This window comes from Mycobacterium sp. UM_11, from assembly GCF_001414075.1.
Taxonomy (GTDB): Bacteria; Actinomycetota; Actinomycetes; order Mycobacteriales; family Mycobacteriaceae; genus Mycobacterium.
In genome coordinates, this window is the sequence record NZ_LATC01000021.1 from 1 (window position 1) to 23708 (window position 23708).

The 23708-nt window shown below is 71.3% G+C and carries 20 protein-coding genes; 5 read left to right on the forward strand and 15 right to left on the reverse strand.

The window, feature by feature from the left end:
- The 12 genes from WU80_RS07785 to WU80_RS07840 all read right to left on the reverse strand — a co-directional run.
- Nucleotides 1–890 (reverse strand): Mur ligase family protein (locus WU80_RS07785; RefSeq protein WP_231633771.1); only part of this gene is annotated, 890 nt, incomplete at its 3' end.
- 50 nt (nucleotides 891–940) lie between these two features.
- On the reverse strand, nucleotides 941–2149 hold the full coding sequence (murG, locus tag WU80_RS07790) for an undecaprenyldiphospho-muramoylpentapeptide beta-N-acetylglucosaminyltransferase (RefSeq protein WP_055400959.1): 1209 nt from the start codon (nucleotides 2147–2149) through the stop codon (nucleotides 941–943).
- Complete coding sequence (gene ftsW, locus WU80_RS07795) at nucleotides 2146–3744, reverse strand: putative lipid II flippase FtsW (RefSeq protein ID WP_055400961.1); 1599 nt, start codon at nucleotides 3742–3744, stop codon at nucleotides 2146–2148. The genes murG and ftsW overlap by 4 nt, the downstream gene beginning before the upstream one ends.
- Nucleotides 3745–3750: 6 nt before the next feature.
- Complete coding sequence (gene murD / locus WU80_RS07800; RefSeq protein ID WP_369808503.1) at nucleotides 3751–5208, reverse strand: UDP-N-acetylmuramoyl-L-alanine--D-glutamate ligase; 1458 nt, start codon at nucleotides 5206–5208, stop codon at nucleotides 3751–3753.
- A gap of 1 nt (nucleotide 5209) precedes the next feature.
- A complete protein-coding gene (gene mraY, locus WU80_RS07805) occupies nucleotides 5210–6289 on the reverse strand; it encodes a phospho-N-acetylmuramoyl-pentapeptide-transferase (protein ID WP_055400963.1) in 1080 nt (359 codons plus the stop codon).
- Nucleotides 6286–7806 (reverse strand): UDP-N-acetylmuramoyl-tripeptide--D-alanyl-D-alanine ligase, encoded by a 1521-nt coding sequence (murF, locus tag WU80_RS07810; protein ID WP_055400965.1) that lies wholly within the window; start codon nucleotides 7804–7806, stop codon nucleotides 6286–6288. Before murF ends, mraY begins: the two co-directional genes overlap by 4 nt.
- Nucleotides 7803–9353, reverse strand: a complete 1551-nt coding sequence (locus WU80_RS07815; RefSeq protein ID WP_197281132.1) for a UDP-N-acetylmuramoyl-L-alanyl-D-glutamate--2,6-diaminopimelate ligase — start codon at nucleotides 9351–9353, stop codon at nucleotides 7803–7805. Before WU80_RS07815 ends, murF begins: the two co-directional genes overlap by 4 nt.
- Nucleotides 9354–9584: 231 nt before the next feature.
- A complete protein-coding gene (locus tag WU80_RS07820) occupies nucleotides 9585–11630 on the reverse strand; it encodes a penicillin-binding protein 2 (RefSeq protein WP_055400969.1) in 2046 nt (681 codons plus the stop codon).
- Nucleotides 11627–12796, reverse strand: coding sequence for a hypothetical protein (locus WU80_RS07825; protein WP_055400971.1), 1170 nt, complete (start codon nucleotides 12794–12796; stop codon nucleotides 11627–11629). Before WU80_RS07825 ends, WU80_RS07820 begins: the two co-directional genes overlap by 4 nt.
- The gene (rsmH, locus tag WU80_RS07830) at nucleotides 12793–13950 is read right to left on the reverse strand and encodes a 16S rRNA (cytosine(1402)-N(4))-methyltransferase RsmH (RefSeq protein ID WP_156349459.1); all 1158 of its coding nucleotides are present in this window, start codon (nucleotides 13948–13950) and stop codon (nucleotides 12793–12795) included. The genes WU80_RS07825 and rsmH overlap by 4 nt, the downstream gene beginning before the upstream one ends.
- A complete protein-coding gene (gene mraZ / locus WU80_RS07835) occupies nucleotides 13925–14356 on the reverse strand; it encodes a division/cell wall cluster transcriptional repressor MraZ (RefSeq protein WP_007170790.1) in 432 nt (143 codons plus the stop codon). Before mraZ ends, rsmH begins: the two co-directional genes overlap by 26 nt.
- Nucleotides 14357–14779: 423 nt before the next feature.
- Complete coding sequence (locus WU80_RS07840; protein WP_055400975.1) at nucleotides 14780–15184, reverse strand: DUF3040 domain-containing protein; 405 nt, start codon at nucleotides 15182–15184, stop codon at nucleotides 14780–14782.
- Nucleotides 15185–15488: 304 nt separating this feature from the next.
- Here WU80_RS07840 and WU80_RS07845 point away from each other — a divergent pair, with 304 nt between their 5' ends.
- On the forward strand, nucleotides 15489–16091 hold the full coding sequence (locus WU80_RS07845) for an N-acetyltransferase (RefSeq protein WP_055400977.1): 603 nt from the start codon (nucleotides 15489–15491) through the stop codon (nucleotides 16089–16091).
- Nucleotides 16092–16231: 140 nt separating this feature from the next.
- A complete protein-coding gene (locus tag WU80_RS07850) occupies nucleotides 16232–16879 on the forward strand; it encodes a DUF3153 domain-containing protein (RefSeq protein ID WP_055401055.1) in 648 nt (215 codons plus the stop codon).
- On the opposite strand, the gene WU80_RS07855 is transcribed toward WU80_RS07850, so the two are convergent.
- A complete protein-coding gene (locus WU80_RS07855) occupies nucleotides 16876–17772 on the reverse strand; it encodes a mycobacterial-type methylenetetrahydrofolate reductase (protein WP_055400979.1) in 897 nt (298 codons plus the stop codon). The two genes, WU80_RS07850 and WU80_RS07855, sit on opposite strands and share 4 nt — an antisense overlap.
- Before the next feature lie 231 nt (nucleotides 17773–18003).
- On the opposite strand from WU80_RS07855, the gene idsA2 reads away from it, so the two are divergent.
- Nucleotides 18004–19053: a bifunctional (2E,6E)-farnesyl/geranyl diphosphate synthase gene (idsA2, locus tag WU80_RS07860; RefSeq protein ID WP_055400981.1), complete on the forward strand. Its 1050-nt coding sequence runs from the start codon at nucleotides 18004–18006 to the stop codon at nucleotides 19051–19053.
- Nucleotides 19054–19057: 4 nt separating this feature from the next.
- Nucleotides 19058–20608, forward strand: a complete 1551-nt coding sequence (locus tag WU80_RS07865) for an alpha-(1->6)-mannopyranosyltransferase A (protein WP_055400983.1) — start codon at nucleotides 19058–19060, stop codon at nucleotides 20606–20608.
- On the opposite strand, the gene WU80_RS07870 is transcribed toward WU80_RS07865, so the two are convergent.
- Nucleotides 20602–21006: an Rv2175c family DNA-binding protein gene (locus tag WU80_RS07870; protein ID WP_055400986.1), complete on the reverse strand. Its 405-nt coding sequence runs from the start codon at nucleotides 21004–21006 to the stop codon at nucleotides 20602–20604. The genes WU80_RS07865 and WU80_RS07870 overlap by 7 nt on opposite strands.
- A gap of 80 nt (nucleotides 21007–21086) precedes the next feature.
- On the opposite strand from WU80_RS07870, the gene WU80_RS07875 reads away from it, so the two are divergent.
- Nucleotides 21087–22316, forward strand: coding sequence for a protein kinase (locus WU80_RS07875; protein WP_197281134.1), 1230 nt, complete (start codon nucleotides 21087–21089; stop codon nucleotides 22314–22316).
- Here WU80_RS07875 and WU80_RS07880 read toward each other — a convergent pair.
- A complete protein-coding gene (locus WU80_RS07880; RefSeq protein ID WP_055400990.1) occupies nucleotides 22313–23701 on the reverse strand; it encodes a class II 3-deoxy-7-phosphoheptulonate synthase in 1389 nt (462 codons plus the stop codon). The two genes, WU80_RS07875 and WU80_RS07880, sit on opposite strands and share 4 nt — an antisense overlap.
- Nucleotides 23702–23708: the final 7 nt, after the last annotated feature.

The following is a 23708-nucleotide window of genomic DNA, read 5'->3' on the forward strand; positions in this document are numbered from 1 at the left end:
AGATGTGTATAAGAGACAGCTGCCAGCAGCGCGCCCAGCGCGTTGAGCGCCATGTGCCGGCCGGGCACCGACAGCCGCATCACGCGCGGGTGCTGTTCGCCCGCCAGCCGGATGTGCGCGACGGCCTCGGTGCCCTGCTGCTCCCAGGACACCAGGGTGGCGGCGTTCTCGGCATCCGGCGCGGATCCGTAGCGCAGCACCCGAATCCCCAGGGCGGCGGTGCGTTCGGCCAGCGCGGCCGCGCCCGGGTCGTCGACGCACACCACCAGTGCTCCCCCCGGGGCGAGGCGCTCCATGAAGGCGTCGAACACCCCGACGTAGGCGTCGGCGCTGCCGTAGAAGTCCAGATGGTCGGTCTCGATGTTGGTGACGACCGCGACGTTGGGCGTGTACTCCAGCAGCGAGCCGTCGCTCTCGTCGGCCTCGGCGACGAAGCAATCGCCGCTGCCGTGGTGCGCGTTGGTTCCGGCCTCCCCCATCTCGCCGCCGACCGCGAACGACGGGTCGCGCCCGCAGTGCTGCAGCGCCACGATCAACATCGACGTCGTCGTCGTCTTGCCGTGGGTGCCGGTGACCATCAGCGTGGTGCGCCCGTCCATCAGCCTGGCCAGCACGGCCGGACGCAGGATCACCGGGATGCCGCGCCGCCGGGCCTCGACGAGCTCGGGGTTGGTCTTCGGGATGGCCGCGTGGGTGGTGATGACGGCGGTCGGACCGCCCGGCAACAGGTCGAGCGACGACGCGTCGTGGCCGATGCGGATCGACGCGCCGCGGGCGCGCAACGCGTGCACGCCCCGCGACTCCTTGGCGTCCGAGCCCGACACCAGCGCCCCGCGGTCGAGCAGGATGCGCGCGATGCCGGACATGCCGGCTCCCCCGATGCCCACCATGTGCACCCTTGCCAGCTCGGGGGGCAGCTCGGGCGGCAGCTGCTCGGCGTTCACCGTCGCCCTCCCGCCGCTGCCTTCCTGGCGATGTCCAGCGCCGCCTGTGCCACCTGGCGCGCCGCGTCCGGGTGCCCCACCCGCGCGGCGGCCGCCGTCATCGCCGCCAACCGGGGCGGGTCGTTGAGCAGGCCGGCCACCTCGCGGGCGACCAGCTCCGGCGTCAGGGCGGCGTCGGCCACCACCATGCCGCCGCCGGCGTTGACCACCGGCAGCGCGTTGAGCCGCTGCTCGCCGTTGCCGATCGGCAGCGGCACGTAGATGGCCGGCAGACCGACCGCCGAAACCTCGGCGACGGTCATGGCACCGGACCGGCAGATCGCCAGGTCGGCGGCGGCGTAGGCCAGGTCCATCCGGTCGAGGTAGGGCACCGCGACGTAGGGCGGCTCGCCGGGCTGGCTCTCCCGCAGGTCCAGCGTGTTCTTCGGGCCGTGCGCGTGCAGCACCGACACGCCCGCGGCGGCCAGGTCGGCGGCGGCCGCGGACACCGCCCGGTTCAGCGACACCGCTCCCTGCGAGCCACCGAACACCAGCAACACCTTGGCGTCGTCGGCGAAGCCGAAGTGCCTGCGCGCCTCGGCGCGCAGCGCCGCGCGGTCCAGCGAGGTGATCGCCGCGCGCACCGGCACGCCGACCACCTCGGCGCGCGGTAACCCGCAGTCGGGGACCGCGGACAGCACCCGGTCGGCGCGGCGCGCGCCGACCCGGTTGGCCAGCCCCGCGCTGGCGTTGGCCTCGTGGATGAGCACCGGGACCCGGCGGCGACGGCCGAGACCGCGGGCGGCGAGGTACGCCGGCAGCGCCACGTAGCCGCCGAAACCGATGATGACGTCGGCGTCGACCGCGTCGAGCACGGCGCGGGTCTCCCGGACCGCGCGCCACACCCGAGGGGGCAGCCGCGCCAGGTCGCCGCTCGGCTTGCGCGGCAGCGGCACCGGCGTGATCAGCTCGAGGTGGTAACCGCGCTGGGGGACCAACCGCGTCTCCAGGCCGCGGTGGGTGCCCAGCGCGGTGATGCGCACCTGCGGGTCGAGCGCGCTGAGCGCGTCGGCCACCGCCATCGCGGGCTCGACGTGGCCGGCGGTGCCCCCGCCGGCCAGCACCACCGACAGGGGTTTGAGCGGCTTAAAAGCCGACAACGCGGCACCGGCGGGCTGGGGACTTCCCCCCAACCCGCCGGCCGGCTTGCTGACCGTGTCGTTCACCCGTAACGCTGACCTTCCAATGCGCGAGCGCGCCGTGCCTGACGCTGGCCGGCGTATCGCTGGCCAGATCCATGATGCACCGCCCGGCGGGCCGGCCGGCCGGCTGTGCGGGAGAAGGCCGGCCGCAGCGGTTCCTCGGCCTTGCGGGCGGGCTTGCGCGCGCCGTTGCGGGACGGGGCGCCCTTGGCCGGTTGCTTGCCGCCCCGCTTGCGGTCACGGAACGACTCCAGCCGGGTCGGCACGTACGGCTGGGGCAGCGGCAGCCGCAGGAACCTGTTCACCTTGTCGTCGCGGCCGGCGCGCAGGGCCGCCACGGCCTCCGGTTCGTGACGCGCCGCGTTGGCCATGATTCCGATCATGAAAAGTGTTGCCGCCGTTGAGGTTCCGCCGGCGGAGATGAGCGGCAGCTGGATACCGGTGACCGGCAGGATGCCGATCACGTAACCGATGTTGATGAACGCCTGACCCAGCACCCACATCGTCGTGGTCGCGGTCAGCAGCCGCAGGAAGGGGTCGGCCGAGCGGCGCGCGATGCGCATCCCGGTGTAGGCGAACAACCCGAAGAGCACCAGCAGGCCGAACGCGCCGACGAAGCCCAGCTCCTCGCCGATGATCGCGAAGATGAAGTCGTTGTGGGCGTTGGGCAGGTAGTTCCACTTGGCGACGCCCTGGCCCAGGCCGTCGCCGAAGATGCCGCCGTGCGCCAGGGCGAACTTCGCCTGGCGGGCCTGATAACCGGTGTCCATCGGGTCGTTCTCGGGGTTCATCCAGGATTTCACCCGGTCGGAGCGGTAACCCGCCGACATGGCCAGGATCGCCCCGGCCATGAAGACGGCCACCAGCGAGGTGGCGAAGACGCGCAGTGGCAGCCCGGCGTACCACAGCAGCGCCAGCAGGATGATGCCCAGCGACACCGTCTGCCCCAGGTCTGGCTGGGCCACGATCAGCGCCAGGGCGATGACCGCCGCGGGGACCAGGGGAATCAGCATCTCGCGCAGCGAGGCCCGCTCCAGCCGGCGGGCCGCCAGCAGATGCGCGCCCCAGATGGCGAACGCGATTTTCGCCAGCTCGGAGGGCTGCATCGAAAAGCCGGCGATGACGAACCACTTCCGCGACCCGTTCGCCAGGTTTCCGATGCCGGGAACCAGCACGAGCACCAGCAGGATGACGGTGACGACGTACCCGGTGAAGGCGACGCGGCGGATGAACCGCACCGACATGCGCAGGGAGGAATAGCAGGCGATCAGGCCGATCACCGTCCACAGCACCTGCTTGCCGAAGATCACCCAGGCCGACCCGTCGGCGTCGTAGGACCGCACGCCCGAGGCCGACAGCACCATGATCAGGCCGAGCGTGGTCAGCAGCCCGGCCACGGCGATGATCAGGTGAAACGAGGTCATGGGCCGGCTCAGCCAGGCGCCGAACCGGTTGCGTTCCTCGGCCGCCTGCTTGTTCGCCGAAGGCTTGGCCTCGGAGGTGCCGACGATCGGGCCGGTGGCCTCGGCCTCGCCCGGTTCGGCGGCCGCGGTTGGCTCAGAAGCCGTCCCCGAAGTGTCCTTGCCCCGGCGTCTCAGCCGGGCCAGCGGGTTACCCACGCCCGCCTACCGGGTGGCCGCGCGGACGGCGGCGGCGAAGGCGTCGCCGCGGTCGGCGTAGCCGCTGAACTGGTCGAACGACGCGCCGGCCGGGGCCAGCAGCACGGTGTCGCCGGGCTGCGCCAGGTCGCGGGCCGCGGCGACCGCGGCCGTCATGACGGAAGTGCCGAGATCCCCGCCCGAATGTTTCACTTCTGTCACATTTGCACCAACAACCACAGCCGTCGCATTCATATCAGCATCCTCGCCTGTCACAACCTGGACGACGGGGACATCCGGCGCGTGTCGCGATAACGCCTCTGCAACCTCTTGCCGATCTCGGCCGATGAGCACGGCGCCGACCAGGTGAGAGGCCATCCTGGCGACCTCCGCGTCGACCGACGCGCCCTTGAGCAAACCGCCGGCCACCCAGACCACGCGCGGGTAGGCCAGCACGGACGCCTGGGCGGCGTGCGGGTTGGTGGCCTTGGAGTCGTCGACGTAGGTGATGCCGTCGGCGACGGCGACCACCTCCGCCCGATGCCGGCCCACCCGAAAGGACGCGATGGCCTGGGCGATCGCCTCGGCGGGCACGCCGACGCTGCGGGCCAGCGCCGCCGCGGCCAGGGCGTCGAGGATGCCCACGGGCCCGGGCACCGGAATCGATTCGACCGGCAGGAGCGCGAGGTCGTCGGCGAACGCGCGGTCGATCAGCTGGCCGTCGCGCACGCCCAGTTCGCCCGCCGCCGGTTCGCCGAGCCGGAAGCCGACGCGCACGGGCGCCGCCGCGGTGCCCAGCAGCGCGGCCGCCCGCTCATCGTCGAGACCCACCACCGCCACCCGGCCGCCCAGCACCCGCGCCTTCGCCGCGGTGTAGTCGGCCATGGTGGAGTGCCAGTCCAGGTGGTCTTCGGCGATGTTGAGCACGGCGCCCGCCTCGGGCCGCACCGAGGGCGCCCAGTGCAGCTGGAAGCTCGACAGCTCGACGGCCAGCACGTCCCCGGGCGCCTCGAGCACATCCAGCACCGGTTCACCGATGTTGCCGCACAACAGACTTCGCCTGCCCGCGGCCGTCAGCATCGCGTGCAGCATCGACGTCGTGGTGGTCTTGCCGTTGGTGCCGGTCACCACCAGCCACGGACGCGGCGGACCGTACCGGCCGGCGGCGTCGAGCCGCCAGGCCAATTCCACATCGCCCCAGACCGGCACGCCCGCCGCCGCCGCGGCGACCAGCAGCGGCGTCTCCGGCGAGAAGCCCGGGCTGGTGACGAGCAGGGCGTAGTCGGCGACGCGCTCGATGGCCGCCGAGGTGGTCAGGGTCGTCACGCCGGCCTCGGCGTGGCGCCGCAGCGTGCCCGGGTCGTCGTCGCACAGGGTCGGCACCGCGCGGAACCTTGTCAGGGCCGCCAGCACCGCCCTGCCGGTGATGCCGCCGCCGGCCACCAGCACCGGCGCGCCGGGCGCCAGGGGATCGAGCCCGGCCACGTCAGGCACCGATCGCGGCCAGCCACTCACCGTAGAAAAGGGCCACGCCCAGACCGCAGGTGATGGCCGTCAGCAGCCAGAAGCGGATGATCACCGTCGTCTCGGCCCAGCCCGCCAACTCGAAATGGTGGTGGAAGGGCGCCATCCGGAACACCCGGCGCCCGGTGGTGCGAAACGCCAGGATTTGCAGCACCACGGACGACACCTCGGCCACGAACAGCGAGCCCAGCACGACGGCGAGGATCTCGGTGCGGCTGGTGACCGATAGGCCCGCGATGATGCCGCCCAACGCCAGCGATCCGGTGTCCCCCATGAAAATCTTTGCGGGAGCGGCGTTCCACCACAAGAAGCCGATGCAGGCGCCCGCGGTCGCGGCCGCGACGAGCGCCAGATCCAGCGGGTCGCGCACGTTGTAGCAGCCCAGACCCGGCGCGGTGACGCAGGCGTTGCGGTACTGCCAGAAGGTGATCAGCACGTAGGCGGCGGTCACCATCGCCATGCTGCCGGCGGCCAGCCCGTCCAGGCCGTCGGTGAAGTTGACCGCGTTGGACCAGGCGCTGACGACGACGACACAGAACAACACGAACAGGCCGGGAGCCAAAGTGACGGTGGCGATTTCGCGCACGTACGACAGGTCCGAGCTCGCCGGCGTCAGCCCGCTGCCGTTGCGGAACCGCAACGCCAGCACCCCGAACACCACCGCGGCCGCGACCTGCCCGATGGTCTTGGCCGTCTTGTTCAGCCCGAGGTTGCGCGACCGGCGGATCTTGATCAGGTCATCGAGGAAGCCGACACCGCCGAGCACGGTCGCCAGGCCCAGCACCAGCAGACCGGACGCGGAGACGCCCTCCCCGTCGAACGCCAGCCCGACCAGGTGCGTCCCCAGGTATCCGGCCCAGATGCCAGCCAGGATCGCCACCCCGCCCATCGACGGGGTGCCGCGCTTGGTGTGGTGGCTGGGCGGGCCGTCCTCACGGGTGTGGTGGCCGAAACCCTGCCGGGTGAACAGGCGAATCAGCGCTGGCGTCAACAGGATTGACACGGCGAGCGCGATCGCGACGGCGATCAGGATCTGTCTCACGGGCGCGTCCCGTCGTCGTCACGAGCCAGCTTGTCGGCCAGCGCGCCCAACCCGGCCGCGTTGGAGGCCTTGACCAGGACCACGTCGCCGGGCTGCATCTCGGCCCGCAGCAGCTCCAGCGCGGCGTCGGCGTCGGCCACGTTGACGGCCTCGGCCCCCCACGAGCCCTCCATGACCGCTCCGTGGTGCATGGCGCTCATCGACCTCCCACTTCCCACGACGACCAGTCGAGACACATCTAAGCGCACCGCCAGCCGGCCGATGCGATCGTGCTCGGCTACCGCATCCTCGCCGAGCTCGGCCATCTCCCCCAACACCGCCCAACTCCGGCGCTTTTCGGTGGGGCCGGCCCCGCGGCCGTGGGCGATCCAGGCCAGCGCCTGCAGCCCGGCCCGCATCGAGTCGGGGTTGGCGTTGTAGGCGTCGTCGATCACCGTGACGCCGTCCGCCCGGGTGGTCACGTGCATCCGGTGCCGCGACACCGGCCCCGCCTGCGCCAGCGCGGCGGCCACCTGCTCGACGGTCGCGCCGCATTGCAGCGCGACCGCGCCGGCGCACAACGCGTTGGTGACCTGATGGTCGCCGTACACGCCCAGCTGCACTTCGGCCGCGTCGTTCATCGCGTGCAGGGTAAAGCGCGGCCTGGCCAGTGCGTCCAGCGACACTCCGTCCGCCCAGACGTCGCTGGGGCCGGCATCGGTGTGGCTGGACCGGCTGACCCGCACCACCCGCGCCCGGGTGACGCGGGCCATGGCCGCCACCGCCGGGTCGTCGAAGTTGAGGATCACCACACCGGACGGCGGAACCGATTGCGGCAGTTCGGATTTGGTGCGCGCGATGGCTTCGCGCGAGCCGAACTCGCCCAGGTGGGCGGTGCCGACGTTGAGCACCACCCCGACCGACGGCGTGGCGATGTCGGCCAGCGCGGCGATGTTGCCGGGGTGGCGGGCCGACATTTCGAGCACCAGGTAGTCGGTGTTACGCGTCGCCCGCAACACCGTCCACGGGTGCCCGAGCTCGTTGTTGAACGACCCTGGCGGGGCGACCACCTCGCCCAGCGGCTCGAGCACGGCGGCCACCAGGTCTTTGGTCGACGTCTTCCCCGACGAGCCGGTGATGCCGACGATGGTCAGCCCGCCCGCCACCAGCTCGGCGGCCACCGCCTTGGCCAGCTTGGCCAGCGCCGAAAGCACCGCGGCGCCCGAGCCGTCGGCGTCGTGCTCGAGGACCCCGGCCCGCGCGTCGGCGGCGCTCACCGGCGGCACCACGATGGCGGGCACGCCGACCGGCCGGGCGGCCAGCACGGCGGCCGCCCCGGCCGCCACGGCCGCGCCCGCGTAGTCGTGACCGTCGGCGCGGGCCCCGGGCAGCGCGAGGAACAAGCCACCGGAACCGACTGCCCGCGAGTCGAATTCGACGGTGCCGGTGACCCGCAGCTCCGCGGCCGCGGCCGGTGAGATGTCGGCCAGCGTGCCGCCCACGATCTCGGCGATCTGCGCGATGGTCAGGTCGATCATCGCCGCCCCTCCAGCGCCCGGGCCAACTCAACCCGGTCGTCGAAGGGTCGGACCTCCCTCGCCGAACGTTGTCCGGTCTCGTGGCCCTTGCCCGCGACCAGCACCACGTCGCCCGGCCCGGCCCACGCCACCGCGTGTTCGATCGCCGCCCGCCGGTCGCCGATCTCGACGACCTCGGCCCCACCGCCGGCCCCGGCCGCCCCGGCCAGGATCGCGCGGCGGATGGCGGCCGGGTCCTCGCCGCGGGGGTTGTCATCGGTGACGACGACCAGGTCGGCCAGCTCGGCCGCGGTCGCGCCCATCGGCGCCCGCTTGCCCGGGTCGCGTTCGCCGCCGGCGCCGAACACCACCGCCACCCGGCGACCCGGGCGCGCCAGCGTGGTCAGCACCGCCCGCAGCGCGCCCGGCTTGTGGGCGTAGTCGACCAGCGCCAGGAAGTCCTGCCCGCGATCGATCTCTTCCATGCGGCCGGGCACCCGGGTCGTCAACAAACCCGGCGCGGCCTGCTCCGGCGAGACCCCGACCGCATCCAGAATGGCCAGCGCGACAAGGCAATTGGCGATGTTGTAATCGCCCGGCAGCCGGATGCCGACCCGGTGGCGGACGCCGGCGGGGTCGATCGCGGTGAACTGCTGTCCCCCGGCGCCCATCGGGGTGACGTCCATGGCACGCCAGTGCGCGGGCTGGCCGGCAGCGCTGACGGTGATCGCGTCTCCGGCGCGGGCGGCCATGGCGCGCCCGGCGTCGTCGTCGACGCAGACCACCACCCGGCGGGCGCGCAGCGGCGACGCGGGATCGAACAGCTTCGCCTTGGCCTCGAAGTAGTCGGCCATGGTGGGGTGGAAGTCGAGGTGGTCGCGGGACAGGTTGGTGAAGCCGCCCACCGCGAATTTCGTGCCGTCCACCCGGCCCAGCGCCAGCGCGTGGCTGGACACCTCCATGACGACGGTGTCCACCCCGCGCTCGGCCATCGCCGCGAACATCGCCTGCAGCGCGGGGGCCTCCGGCGTGGTCAGCGCGCTCGGGACGTCGGCCCCGTCGATGCGGATGCCGACGGTGCCGATCAGTCCTGCCGTCCGGCCGGCCGCGCGCAGCCCGGACTCGACCAGATACGTCGTGGTCGTCTTGCCCGAGGTTCCGGTGATGCCGACGACGGTCGTGCGCTCCGAGGGGTTGCCGTAGACCGTGGCGGCCAGGGCGCCGAGTACGCCGCGCGGCGCCGGGTGCACCAGCGTCGGCACCGCCGCCGCCGACGCGCCCATCTCCGCGACCCCGGCGGCATCGGTCAGGACGGCGACGGCGCCGCGTTCGATCGCCTCGCCCGCGTACCGGGCCCCGTGCGTCGACGCCCCGGTCAGCGCGGCGAACAGGTCGCCGGGACGCACGTCCTGGGCCCGTAGCGTCACCCCGGTGATGGCCACGTCCGGCACCGCCGCGCCGCGGTCGGCGAGCACCGCGCCGACCTGGGCCGCCAGCGCGGGCAGGCGCGTTCCCGCGCCTGCGCTGGGACGCAAACCAGTGGGCACCGACAAACCTCCCGTCCACACACGTGGTCCTCATGATCGGCCATGACACCCTACCGAGAGGCGCCTGCCACGCAGGTGGGCTCGTCGATTGAATGTGCGTTGTGGGCCTTGCGCGTGCGCTGAGGGCGTGATTCGGGCCCGAATTCCGCCCTCAGCGCACGCTCGGCGCCGTCACCGCACGCGCGACGGGCGGGCGCTAGGTGGCCTGGCGGCGACCCGCGGCGCCCGGCTGCGCCGCGCTTGCGATCGCCGCTAGGTGGCCTGCAACGTCAGGGGCGGGCCCGGGTCGGGCGAGAGCGGCACGTTTTCGCGCTGCATCAGCCAGCCGGCGATGTTGTGGAACAGCGGGGCCGCCGAGTGGCCCGGCGTACCGTCCGCGTTGCGATCCGGGTTGTTCATCATGATGCCGATGACGTAGCGCGGATTGTCGACCGTGGCCATTCCGGCGAAGGTGATCCAGTAGACGTTGTCGAAGTAGCAACCGCAGGCCGGGTTGATCTGCTGGGCGGTGCCCGTCTTGCCCGCCATCTGGTAACCCGTCACCGCGGCGGCGGGCCCGGTGCCCTGCTGATAACCCATCGGGTCGCGTTGCACGACGGCGCGCAGCATGTTGCGCACGGTCTGCGCGGTCTGCGGCGACACCACCCGCACGCCTTCGGGCCGCGGTTCTTCGGTCCGGGTACCGTCGGGCGCGATGGTGGCCTTGACGATCCGCGGCGGAACGCGAACCCCGTCGTTGGCGATCGTCTGGTACATGCCGGCCATCTGCAGCAGAGTCATCGAAAGGCCCTGCCCGATGGGCAGGTTCGAGAACGTGCTGCCCGACCATTGGTCGATGGGTGGCACCAGGCCGGCGCTCTCGCCCGGCAGGCCCACGTTGGTGCGTTGCCCGAGGCCGAATTTGCGGACCATGTCGTAGAAGCGTTCCGGGCCGACGCGCTGGGCGAGCATCAAAGTGCCGACGTTGGAGGACTTTCCGAACACGCCGGTCGTGGTGTAGGGCATCACGCCGTGTTCCCACGCGTCGTGGATGGACACCCCGCCCATCTGGATCGACCCGGGCACCTGCAACACCTCGTCGGGGTTGGACAAGCCGTACTCGATCACCGAAGACGCGGTGATGACCTTGTTGACCGAGCCGGGCTCGAACGGCGAGGACACCGCCAGGTTGCCCAGCTGTCTGTCGCCCTGACGCCCGATGTCCTGCGACGGGTCAAAGGTGTTGTCGTTGGCCATGGCCAGCACCTCGCCGGTCTTCGAGTCCAGCACGACGGCCGAAACATCGTGCGCGCCCGAGAGATTCTTGGCCTGCTGCACCTGCTGCTGCACATAGAACTGGATGTCGTCGTCGAGCGTCAGCTGGACCGTCGAACCGTTGACCGCCCGATGCCGGTTGCGGTAACTGCCGGGGATGACGACGCCGTCGGAGCCGCGGTCATAGGTGACCGAGCCGTCGGTGCCGGACAACACGGAGTCGAGCGACTCCTCCAGCCCCAGCAGCCCGTGACCGTCCCAGTCGATGCCGCCGACGATGTTGGCCGCCAACGACCCACCCGGATACTGCCGCAGATCCTGGCGCTCCGAACCGACCTCGGGGTACTTGTCGGAGATCGCGCTGGCCACCGCGGGGTCGACGGCGCGGGCCAGATACACGAACGTCTCGTCGCTCTGCAACTTCTTCAGCACCGTCGCGGAGTCCGGCTTGTTGCCCAGCCGGGTGGAGACCTCCTTGGCGATGTCGCGCAGCCGCTGCGCGGGATCGGGTGCCACCGAGTTCTTGGCCTTGGCCTCTTCCAGCTGCTTACGAATCCGCTTGGGCTGGAACGTCAACGCGCGCGACTCTGTGGTGAACGCCAGCTGATCCTTATTGCGGTCGACGATGCTGCCGCGCACCGCCTTCTCGACGTCGGTGACCTTGAGCTGTCCCGCGGCCTGGGCGCGCAGCGTCGGCGCGTTGGTCACCTGCAGGACGAACAGCTGGACCGCCGCCACCACGACCAGGATCCCGATGGCCGCGTTGCCGGCCCGGTGCCGAAAGACGAACGACGCGCCGCGGGTGCCCGCCTGCACGAGCTGCCGGGTGCGCCGCTCCCGCGCCGAATGCCCGGTCGCCACCGCGTCCGAGGCCTTCTTGGCGTCCTTGGCCTTGCCCTTGCGGAATCGCTTCGGTTCCCGCGGATCCTGCGCCTGTTGCTTCGCGCGCCGCTTGGGTTGCCGAATCCCCTTGGCTTCCTGCGCCTTCCGGGGTCCGCGGGTGGCCTGCGACCGGCGGGCCCGCGCGGAGTCGCCGCGGCTCATCGGGGCGCACCCGGCGCCGCGACGGGGCCCGGCGCCACGGGCTGCGGCGCGAGCACCGGCGCCGCGGGGACGACGGGCGCGGCGGGGATGGCCCCCCGCTGCACCGGGACCGGCACCTCCGCGGGCAGCGGTGCGGGCACCTGGCCGGGCGGCGGAACGGGCATGCCGCCCAACGGGATCGGCACCTCAGCGGGCAAGGGGGCGAGCGCCGGCCCGGCCGGCGCGGGCAAGCCCGGCACCGGCGCACCCGGCGTGGGCATCGCGGCGGGGGCCTGCCCGGTGACGGGCGCCCCCGGCACCGCCGGCGCGCCCGGCAGCTGCGGCGCGGTCTGGCCCAGGTGCTGGCCGCCGAGCGTCGCTGACCCGTCCGGTGCGCGCAACAGCGCCTCGGGTCCGGGCCGGGCGGGGACGGGCGCCGCCGGGTCGGGTTGCAACCGGATCGGCACCTCCGCCGGCGGCGCCGGCGGTGCCGGGGGCGCGGGCGGACCCTGTTCGGGCAGTTTGCTGTTCAACGGAGGGGGCGGCACGCCGTCGGCGGGCTTCGGTGTGCCGACGACCACCCAGTTCCCGGACGGGTCCTGGACCAAGTGCGCGGTGTCCCGCGTCGGGATCATGCCCTGTTTGCGGGCCGCTTCGGCGAGCGCCGGCGCCGATTCCGCCTCGCGCACATCGCGTTCCAGCGCCTCTTTCTGCTGTTGCAGCAGCCGGGTTTTCTCGCGGGCGTGGCTCAATTTGTAGGAGCGCTCGGCGGAGTCCGTGGACAACCACAGCGTGAGACCCAGCCCGACGCCGAGCGCACCGATGACCAACACGACAAACGGAACCTTGCTCGCCAGGGTGCGGGGCCGCAGGTCGATCGAGGCCAGCCTGGCCGCCAACCGTTCGCTCAGGCGGGGACGAACCACCTTGGGCGCCTTGGCCTTCCGCGCCTTGGCCCGGGCCTTCGCCTGACTCGCGTTCTTGGGCCGTGCCGGCCGCTCGACCGGCCGGGCGATGGGGCTGGTGTGCGGGCCGGACTTGGGCGCACGGCTCTCACGCGTGGGCGCCGACGCCCGCCCCGGCCGGGTCCGGCGCGCCGGGCCGGGATCGGCCGACGAGCGTCCGCCCCGCCTGGCGGAGCCGTCGCGCCCGCCGCGGCGATTCGGCGTCTCCCGCTTTGCTTTCATGCGTCGCCCTTTCCGGTTGCCTGCTGGACCCGTTGGACAGCTCGTAGTCGCACCGCGGCGCTGCGCGGATTGCGCTCCACCTCGGCGGCGTCCGCACGTTCGGCGCCGTGCGTCAGCGACCGGAATCGCGGCTCGTGGCCGGGAAGTTCGACCGGCAGATCCACCGGCGTGCGGGACGCGACCGCGTCCGCGAACAGCCGCTTGACGATCCGGTCTTCCAGCGATTGGTAGGCCAGCACCACCATGCGTCCGCCCACGGCGAGCGCGTCCAGCCCGGCCGGGATCGCGCTGCGTAACGAGTTCAGTTCGTCGTTGACCGCGATCCGCAGGGCCTGGAAGGTCCGCTTGGCGGGGTGTCCCCCGGTGCGCCGCGCGGGGGCCGGGATCGCTTGGTAGAGCAACTCGACCAACTCCGCCGTCGAGGTGAAGGGTGCGCGGGCGCGCCGGCGCACGATCTGCGCGGCGATGCGGCGCGCGAACCGCTCCTCGCCGTAGCGGTGCAGGATGTCGGCCAGCGCCGCCTCGTCGTAGGTGTTGAGGATGTCCGCCGCGGTCAACGACGACTCGGGGTCCATCCGCATGTCCAACGGCGCGTCCTGCGCGTACGCGAAGCCCCGCTCGGCGCGGTCGAGCTGCATGGACGACACCCCTAGGTCGAACAGCATCCCGTCGACCGATGCCGCTGTGGCGTAACCGTTTTCGGCCAGCGCGGCGGCCAGGCCGTCATAGCGGGTGTGCACCAGCGTGATCCGGTCGGCGAATCGGTCGAGCCGCGCCCGGGTGATTGCCAGCGCATTGGGGTCGCGGTCGAGTCCGATCAGTCGCAGCCCGGGCAGGTCGCTCAGGAAGCGTTCGGCATGCCCACCCGCCCCCAGGGTGGCGTCGAGCAGCACCGCGCCCGAACCGTCGGCGTGGTGACGGGTCAGCGCGGGGGTGAGCAGTTCGACGCAACGGTCCAGCAGGACGGGTACGTGCCCGAAGTCTCCCGAATCGTCAGCCACCGCAACACCTCCCCGGATCGGGCGAGACGCCCCTGCATCGAGGTCCCTGTCCGAAGGCACGAACCTGGCGTTGGGGAAGTACGCCAGGGTCGGTTCGGGCAGAGGCCACGTTGCACGGGCATGCGCCTCAGATGATGTCGCCGAGTGCTTCATCGCTGGCCGCGGAGAAGTTCTCTTCGTGGGTCTGCTGGTAGTCCTGCCAGGCTTGCGCGTCCCAGATTTCGAGGTAATCGACCGCTCCGATCACCACGCAATCCTTGGACAGGTTGGCGTAGCGGCGGTGGTCGGCCGACAGCGTGATGCGCCCCTGCGCGTCGGGATGCTGCTCGTCGGTTCCCGCGGCGAGATTGCGCAGGAACGCGCGGGCGTCGGGGTTGCTCCGCGAGGCCTTGCTCGCCCGGCGCGCGAGCTGCTCGAATTCCCCGCGCGGGTAGACGGCGAGGCTGTGGTCTTGGCTCTTGGTGACCATCAACCCCCCTGCCAGCGCGTCGCGGAACTTGGCGGGCAGCGTGAGCCGCCCCTTGTCGTCGAGTTTGGGCGTGTAGGTGCCGAGAAACACCTGCTCACCTCCCCTGTGGGGTCACCCAAACACTGCAGCCACCATACCCCACAATCCCCCACTTCGCCCCATTCCTAGGGTGTCGCGGCGGAGTTTTTCGGGTTGTCCGCCACCCACGGCCGCTCCCATCGGGGCGCGGTGGCTCCCAGGACCACGTCGCGCACCCCGGCGGACGGAAGAAAACCCCACTTCAGGGCCTCGCCACGGGGCCAGTGGGGCATAGTGGGGCCGCTCGGTGGGGCCGGGTGGGGCGTGGGGCCTGCGTCAAAACTCGGTTCGGGCTCGATCCGGCGTCAAAACGGCATCGACCGCCCGACGGTCGCCGGCCGGCCGGGTCGCGTCGGCGATGATGGCGCCGCCGGCCCGCTGCGGGCGTGAAAAAGGGGTAGCCGCGGGGCTACCCCGATGGGTTGACGGTTGCCGCTAGTCGTCGAAGCGGCGGCGGAACCGGTCTTCCATCCGGCTGGTGAACGAACCCCCGCCGCCCTTGTTGCGGCGCTGGCGCGACGAGCCGGACGCCGATCCGGGGAGGTCGGGCCGGCCGGACAGCCGTGGGCCGGTGATGGCGAACACGACGCCGCCGAACATCACGATGAATCCGAAGACGCTGAGGATCGGGAAGTTTCCGATCATGGTGGCCTTGAACGCCACTCCTGAGACCAGCATCGCCAGGCCGATGACGAACAGCGCCGCGCCCTGCAGGCGGCGGCGCGCGGTGGGCGCGCGGAACCCCCCGCCGCGGACGCTCGACGCGAATTTGGGGTCTTCGGCATAGAGAGCGCTCTCGATCTGATCGAGCATCCGCTGCTCATGATCGGAGAGTGGCATTCGTCCCTCCTTGCCGACAGTTTGACGCGTAACTATCGATAGCACGCGGATGCCCGTTGCGGGGGCAACTATTCGAAATGATACGAGGTCAATCTGTGCCTTACCACTGGTTCGGTGCCGATTCTATCCCCGCCGCGGCCGGGCATCAGCCGCAGCCGCAACGGCGGTGCGCTACAACCGCCTTGCCGAACCGGCATGGTTCCCCGGTTCATTGCCGCGACCGCTCGTCGGGGAACCCGCCGCGGGTCCGATAATGACGGTGGCAGCGCGCCGTTGGACCACGGGATGAGGAGGGCACCGCGAGTTGGCGATATTCCTCATCGATCTGCCGCCCACCGATATGGAGCGCCGTCTCGGTGACGCCCTGAAGGTGTATGTGGACGCGATGCGGTACCCGCGGGGCACCGAGAACCAGCGCGCGGCGATGTGGCTCGAGCACATCCGCCGCCACGGGTGGCAAGGGGTGGGCGTCGTCGATGTCGAACTGGCCGAGGGCGCGCCGATCCCGCCGGCGGCGGAGCTGAGCAAGGCGCCGCTGCTCGGCGTGGCCTACGGCTACCCCGGGGCGCCCGGGCAGTGGTGGCAGCAACAGGTCGTCCTCGGCATGCAACGCGGCGGGCTGTCGGCCCAGGAGATCGCCGGCCTGATGAGCAGCTATTTCGAGTTGACCGAACTGCACATCCACCCCCGCGCGCAGGGGCGCGGCCTCGGGGAGGCGCTGGCCCGGCGGCTGCTGGCCGGCCGGGCCGAAAAGAATGTCCTGCTGTCCACCCCGGAGACCAACGGCGAGCCGAACCGGGCCTGGCGGTTGTACCGGCGGCTGGGTTTCACCGACGTCATCCGCCGCTACCACTTCGCGGGTGACCCACGGGCGTTCGCGATCCTGGGCCGCAAGCTGCCCCTGTGACCGCCGGCTCGGGGGCGCGCCCGGACGGACATGCCGAAGCGGCGCGCCGCATCTGGCACGATGACCTGGTGCGCGCCAGCCTCGCCCCGTGCCGACCCGCCGGATTCACCGCGCGGCGGCGCCGCTTGGTGGCCATCGCGATGCTGCTCATGCTGGTGCCGCTGGCCACCGGGTGCCTGCGGGTGCGGGCGTCGCTCACCATCTCGCCCGACGACCTGGTGTCCGGTGAGATCGTCGCCGCCGCTAAACCCAAGACGCCCAAGGACACCGGCCCGCAGCTCGACAGCAACAACCTGCCGTTCAGCCAGAAGGTGGCGGTGTCCAACTACGACAGCGACGGCTACGTCGGGTCGCAGGCGGTGTTCTCCGATCTGACCTTCGCGGAGTTGCCGCAGCTGGCCAACATGAACTCCGACGCGCAGGGCGTCAACCTGTCGCTGCGCCGCAACGGCAACCTGGTGATCCTGGAGGGCCGGGCGGACCTGACGTCGCTGACCGATTCCGAGGCCGAGGTCGAGCTGACCGTCGCCTTCCCGGGCGTGGTGACTTCCACCAACGGCGATCGGGTCGAGTCCACCGTGGTGTCCTGGAAACTCAAGCCGGGCGTGGTGACCACGATGACCGCCCAGGCCCGCTACACCGACCCGAACACCCGGTCGTTCACCGGGGCCGGCGTCTGGCTGGGCATCGCGTCCTTCGCGGCGGCCGGCGTGGTGGCGCTGCTGGCGTGGATGAACCGCGACCGCTCCCCGCGGCTCACCGCACCGCGCGACCAGTCGCCGAGCTAGCCCTGCGGGGCGGGTGACCAGTACGCCAGCATCTCGGCGAACGTCTGGAAGGCGGGCGCCGAGACGCCGTAGGTCGCCTCCAGGTGGATGCTCAGCGGGAAGCCCAGCTCCGCGACCCCGTCGATCACGCGTTTGTACAGGTCGACCATCAGCTGGCGCTTCTCGGGCGGTTCGCTGGCGGCCAGCCGCCTCACGAATTCCTGCTCGGCGGCCACCGCCGCGTTACCCGAGTCCTGGATCAGCCAGTTGATCAGGCCGACCCGGCTCTCCATCTTCGGGACGAACCCGAACGACAGCAGGATCTCCGGCCGGTGGTCGGTGCTGGCGGCGAATTCGCGCAGGAATCCCACGATCGCGTCCGAATACAGCAGCTGGGTCATGCCGTAGGTCGCGCCCTGGTCGCACTTGAAGTTGAACCGGCCCTGTTCGCCGTCCCGGGTGGGGATCAGGATCACCCCGCGGTTGGGCACCAGGTCGCGGTAGATGGACAGGGCGTCGGTCGGGGCGACGCCGGAGCCTTCACCGTCGTTCATGGTGCGCGGAACGCCGACGAAGACCACGCCCTCCATTCCGGCCGCGCGCAACTCGGTCAGCCGCCGGCGCAGCGACGGCTCGTCGGAGAAGGCGGTCACCTGGGTGCACAGGCCGTGCAGCCCGGCCAGCTCGGGCTTGACGATCGACCAGAAGTCCAGCACGTCCAGTTTGGTCTTCATCGTGATCGGACGGTCGTCGTCCTCGGCGATGATGCCCGGGATCATCACGTGCCGCAGCCGGCCGTCCAGACCGGTTTCCGCCGAGAACTGCACCACTTTTCGCGCGTCTTCGAGCGCCCGCTCCCGGCCTTCGTCGGCGTTGGGCGGCACTAGCTCGAGCGCAATGGTGTTGAGTGTCACGCGGCTTCTCTCCATCCGACGACTAGCGGCTTGAGCTTCCCCGGCCGCACGGCAGTGGGCGGTCCCGGCACCCCGACAGCATAGGCGGGGGGCTACTTGCCAAGATCCCCGGTGCGGCGCCGAATACACTGGTCGGGCCCGCGACAAACCGTGCCGCGTCGAGCAGAAAGTCGAGCAGAAAGGGGTGCCGCGCTGAGCCCCAACGCCCCAGCGGCAGCGGCAACCGTCGAGTTGACCGGCGCGATCACCGATCGGCTTCGGCAATACCTGCGCGACCGGCGCGCCGACACCGCCTACATCGGCAGCGACTACGAACTCATGGTCGGGGCGCTCGAGGATTTCGTGCTCAACGGGGGCAAGCGGCTGCGGCCGGCCTTCGCCTACTGGGGCTGGCGGGCCGTCGCGGCCGGGGAACCCGATTCCGAAGTGCTGCTGCTGTTTTCCGCGCTGGAGCTGCTGCACGCCTGCGCCCTGGTGCACGACGACGTGATCGACGACTCCTCGACCCGCCGCGGCCGGCCCACCGCGCATGTCCGGTTCGCGGCCCTGCATCGCGACCGGCAGTGGCGCGGCTCCCCGGAGCGGTTCGGGCTGTCGGCCGCCATCCTGCTCGGCGACCTCGCGTTGTCGTGGGCCGACGACATCGTGCTTCGCGCGGGCCTGGCGCCGGACGCCGCGCGGCGCGTCCAGCGGGTATGGGCCGAAATCCGCACCGAGGTGCTGGGCGGCCAATTCCTGGACATCGTCGCCGAGGCCAGCGCCGCCGAGTCGATCGCGTCGGCGATGAACGTCGATACCTACAAGACCGCCTGTTACACGGTGTCGCGGCCGCTGCAGTTGGGGGCGGCCGCCGCCGCCGACCGGCCCGACGTGCAGGAGGTCTTCGGCCGGTTCGGGACCGACCTCGGGGTGGCGTTTCAGCTCCGCGACGACGTGCTGGGCGTGTTCGGGGATCCGGCGGTGACCGGCAAGCCGTCGGGTGACGACCTGCGGTCGGGCAAGCGCACCGTGCTACTGGCCGAGGCCGTCGAGTTGGCTGAGCGGTCAGATCCGTTGGCCGCCAAGCTGTTACGCGATTCGATCGGCGCGCAGCTGACCGACGAGCAGGTGGACCGGCTGCGCGAGGTGATCGAGTCGGTGGGCGCCCTGGCCGCGGCGGAGCAACGCATCGGCGAGCTGACCCGACGCGCGCTGGCCGCGCTGGCGGCCGCACCCATCGACGCGGCGGCCAAAGCCGGACTCACCGACCTGGCCAGGCTGGCCACCGACCGGTCCGCCTGAACCGATGACCACTCCCACGCACACCCCGCCCTCCGGCTCGCCGGCAGCGAAACCGGCTGGCGGCGGCGGCTTTTCGCGGTTGCGCGCGTTCGCCGTTTCCGAGGACGCCCGGCCGGCGAAGCTGGGCATGCTCGGCGCGGCGCTGATCACCGTGGGCGGCCTTGGCGCGGGCAGCACCCGCCAACACGACCCGCTGCTGGAATCAATGCACATGTCCTGGCTGCGTTTCGGCCACGGCCTGGTGTTGTCGTCCGTGGTGTTGTGGACCGGCGTGGGCCTGATGCTGATCGCGTGGCTGGGTTTGGGCCTGCGCGTGCTGGCCGGCGAAGTGACCGAGTTCATGATGAAGGCCACCACCGGCTTCTGGCTGGTGCCATTGCTGGTGTCGGTGCCCGTCTTCAGCCGGGACACCTACTCGTACCTGGCCCAGGGCGCGCTGCTGCGCGACGGCCTGGATCCGTACGCCGTCGGACCGGTCGCCAACCCGAACAGCTTGCTGGACAACGTAAGTCCCATCTGGACGATCACCACCGCCCCCTACGGCCCCGCGTTCATTCTGGTGGCAAAGCTGGTCACCATGGCCGTCGGCAACAACGTGGTGGCCGGAACGGCGCTGCTGCGCCTGTGCATGCTGCCGGGGCTGGCCCTGCTGATCTGGGCCGCCCCCCGCCTGGCCCGCCACCTGGGCAACGACGGCTCGACGGCCCTGTGGATCTGCGTGCTCAACCCGCTGGTGCTCATCCACCTGATGGGCGGGGTGCACAACGAGATGCTCATGGTGGGACTGATGGCCGCTGGCATCGCGCTGAGCTTCGCCGGGCGCCACGTCCTGGGCACGACGCTGATCACCGTGGCGATCGCGGTCAAGGCCACGGCCGGGATCGCCCTGCCGTTCATGGTGTGGGTGTGGATGCGGCACCTGCGCGACCGTCGCGGCTACCGGCCGGCCACGGCATTCGTGGCCGCCGCGGCCATGTCGCTGCTGATCTTCGTCGTCGTGTTCGGCATCCTGTCGGCCGTGGCCGGCGTCGGGCTGGGCTGGCTGACGGCGCTGGCCGGGTCGGTGAAGATCATCAACTGGCTGACGGTGCCGACCGCGGCCGCCAACATCATCCACGCCGTGTTCAGCGGGTTCTTCCCGGTGCACTTCTACCCGATGCTGCGGATCGCCCGCCTCGTCGGGGTCGCCGTCATCGCCATGGCGCTGCCGCTGTTGTGGTGGCGGTTCCGGCGCGACGATCGGGAGGCACTGACCGGCATCGCGATCTCGATGCTCGTCGTGGTGCTGTTCGTCCCCGCGGCCTTGCCGTGGTACTACTCCTGGCCGCTGGCGGTGGTCGCCCCGCTGGCGCAGTCCCGACGGGCGATCGCGATCATCGCCGGCCTGTCCACGTGGGTGATGGTGATCTTCAAACCCGATGGCTCACACGGGATGTACTCGTGGCTGCACTTCTTGCTGGCCACCGCCTGCGCGCTGATCGCCTGGTACAGCCTGCACCGCGCCCCCGACCGGCGGGCCGGCCAAGCCGAGGAAGCCGCGCTCGCCGCTCAGTAAGCCATGGCCTGCGCCCGGCGCACGACCTCCCGCGCCTGATGCGCGTGTAGGGCGTCGACGGGGCGGGCGTTGCTGATGGAATCCCGGCTGCCGTCGTGGGTGATCGTCAGCGACGGGTCGGGGGTGAACAGCCACCGCACGATCTCCGTGTCGTGGTAGCCGCCGTCGTGCAGGATGGTCAGCAGCCCGGGCAGGCTCTTGACCACCTCACCGGACTTGGTAAAGAACACCTGCGGCACCACCACGCCGCCGTCGCGCTTCACCGCGACCAGGTGGCCTTCCCGGAGTTGCTGCTGCACCTTGCTGACCGAAATCCGGAGCAATTCGGCGACCCGCGGCAGGTCGTAGGTCGGCTCGTCGGGATCCAATACATCGTCGCCGGCAGGAACACTGCTCACGGCGCAAGTGTAGGCCTTGCCACGGCCTTGTGAAGGCATGTTTTTCCGCCCGATTGCACCGTCACCCCTACGATGGCCCCGTGGCCGGACCCCCGACGGGAGACCCCTTGGACAGTGCATTGCTGGACGGCCGCTACCTGGTGCAGTCGAAGATCGCCAGCGGCGGCACGTCGACGGTGTACCGCGGCCTCGACACCCGGCTCGACCGCCCCGTCGCGGTGAAGGTGATGGATTCCCGCTACGCCGGCGACGAGCAGTTCCTGACGCGCTTCCAGCGCGAGGCCCGCACGGTCGCGCGGCTCAAGGACCCCGGCCTGGTCGCCGTCTACGACCAGGGCCTGGACTCCCGGCACCCCTTCTTGGTGATGGAGCTCGTCGAGGGCGGGACGCTGCGCGAGCTGCTGGCCGAGCGCGGGCCGATGCCGCCCTATGCCGTGGCCGCGGTGCTGCGTCCCGTGCTGGGCGGGCTCGCGGCCGCGCACCGGTCCGGCCTGGTCCATCGCGACGTCAAGCCCGAGAACGTGCTGATCTCCGACGACGGCGACGTCAAGATCGCCGATTTCGGCCTGGTCCGTGCCGTGGCCGCCGCCGGAATCACTTCCACCAGCGTCATTTTGGGCACCGTCGCCTACCTGTCGCCCGAACAGGTGCGCGACGGTGACGCCAGCCCGCGCAGCGACGTGTACTCCGCCGGAATCCTCGCCTACGAGCTGCTGACCGGGCGCACCCCGTTCACGGGCGACTCGCCGCTGGCCATCGCGTACCAACGGCTGGACACCGAGGTGCCGCCGCCCAGCGCGGCGATCGACGGTGTGCCCCCGCAGTTCGACGAGTTCGTGCGGCGCGCGACCGCGCGCGACCCGGCCAACCGGTACGCCGACGCGATCGAGATGGGCACCGAGCTGGACGCGATCGCCGAAGAGCTTGCGCTGCCGGACTTCTCCGTCCCCGCGCCGCGCAATTCCGCGCAACACCGGTCGGCGGCGCTGCACCACAGCCGCCTGAGCCAGCGTCCGGCCGGCGCGCAACAGCCCGCACCGGTCCGCCACCCCACCCGCCAGCTGACCCGCGGCCCCGAGGGCCTCTCGGAGCCGCCGCGCGCGCCGGTGTCCGACGACGAGCCCGACGAGGACTACGAATACGCCCCTGTCACAGGCGAATTCGCGGGCATTCCGATCGCCGAGTTCGCATACGCCCGCCAGCGCGGCCGGCGCCTGGTGCTGATCTGGTTCGCGCTGGTGCTGGCGCTCACCGGGATGGTCGCCACCGCGGCGTGGACGATCGGCAGCAACCTGAACGGACTGTTCTAGTCGCGCAGCATCTCGGCGACCAGGAAGGCCAACTCCAGCGACTGCTGGGTGTTCAGCCGCGGGTCGCAGGCGGTCTCGTAGCGCCCGGCCAGGTCGAGGTCCGAAATGTCTTGCGCCCCACCGAGGCATTCGGTGACGTCCTCGCCGGTGATCTCGACGTGGATGCCGCCCGGGTGGGTGCCCAGCGCGCGGTGCACCTCGAAGAAGCCCTGCACCTCGTCGACGACGCGGTCGAAGTGCCGGGTCTTGTACCCGTTGGACGACTCGTGGGTGTTGCCGTGCATGGGGTCGCACTGCCAGATCACCTGGTGACCGGTGGCCTGGACCTTCTCCACGATGGGGGGCAGCAGGTCGCGCACCTTGTTGTTGCCCATCCGGCTCACCAAGGTCAACCGGCCGGGCTTGTTGTTCGGGTCGAGGCGTTCCACGTATTCGACGGCCAGTTCCGGGGTCATCGTCGGGCCGATCTTCACGCCGATCGGGTTGGCGATCACCTCCGCGAACGCGATGTGCGCGCCGTCGAGCTGGCGGGTGCGCTCGCCGATCCAGACGGTGTGCGCCGACAGGTCGAATAGCTGCGGCTCGCCGTCGTCGCTTTCCGACAGCCGCAGCATGGCCCGCTCGTAGTCGAGCACCAAAGCCTCATGGCTGGCGTAGATTTCGGCGGTCTGCAGGTTGCGGTCGGCCACGCCGCACGCACTCATGAACCGCAGGCCCCGGTCGATTTCGGTGGCCAGCGCCTCGTAGCGCGCGCCGGCCGGCGACGTCCGCACGAATTCCCGGTTCCAGTCGTGGACCAGATGCAGCGACGCCAGCCCCGAGGACGTCAGCGCCCGCACCAGGTTCATCGCCGCACTGGCGTTGGCGTAGGCGCGCACCAGCCGCGACGGGTCGTGCTCGCGGGCGGCCGCATCCGGCGCGAAGCCGTTGATCATGTCCCCGCGGTAGGACCGCAACCCCAGGGCGTCGATGTCGGCCGACCGCGGCTTGGCGTACTGGCCGGCGATGCGGGCCACCTTGACCACCGGCATGCTGGCGCCGTAGGTGAGCACCACGGCCATCTGCAGCAGGGCGCGGATGTTGCCCCGGATGTGGGGTTCGGTGTTGTCGGTGAAGGTCTCGGCACAGTCGCCGCCCTGCAGCAGGAACGCCTCGCCCTTGGCCACCTGGGCCAGCTGCTCCTGCAGCCGCAGGATCTCCGACGGCACCGTGACCGGCGGCACGCTCTCCAGGACGGTGCGCATCGCCGTCGCCTGGTCGGCAGGCCAGCTGGGCTGCTGGGCCGCCGGCTTGGCCAGCGCGGCGTCCAGCCGCGCCCGCAGGTCGCTCGGTAACGGGGGCAGCGACGGCAGCTGGTCGATCGGGATGTCGACTGTCCAGTTCATCGGTCCA

Coding starts and splice junctions, on each gene's coding strand:
- WU80_RS07880 (WP_055400990.1), bottom strand. CDS start 23,701: ATGAACTGGACAGTCGACATCCCGATCGACCAGCTGCCGTCGCTGCCC.
- WU80_RS07820 (WP_055400969.1), bottom strand. CDS start 11,630: ATGAGCCGCGGCGACTCCGCGCGGGCCCGCCGGTCGCAGGCCACCCGC.
- WU80_RS07840 (WP_055400975.1), bottom strand. CDS start 15,184: ATGCCACTCTCCGATCATGAGCAGCGGATGCTCGATCAGATCGAGAGC.
- WU80_RS07825 (WP_055400971.1), bottom strand. CDS start 12,796: ATGAAAGCAAAGCGGGAGACGCCGAATCGCCGCGGCGGGCGCGACGGC.
- WU80_RS07865 (WP_055400983.1), top strand. CDS start 19,058: ATGACCACTCCCACGCACACCCCGCCCTCCGGCTCGCCGGCAGCGAAA.
- murF (WP_055400965.1), bottom strand. CDS start 7,806: ATGATCGACCTGACCATCGCGCAGATCGCCGAGATCGTGGGCGGCACG.
- rsmH (WP_156349459.1), bottom strand. CDS start 13,950: ATGAAGCACTCGGCGACATCATCTGAGGCGCATGCCCGTGCAACGTGG.
- WU80_RS07850 (WP_055401055.1), top strand. CDS start 16,232: ATGCTGCTCATGCTGGTGCCGCTGGCCACCGGGTGCCTGCGGGTGCGG.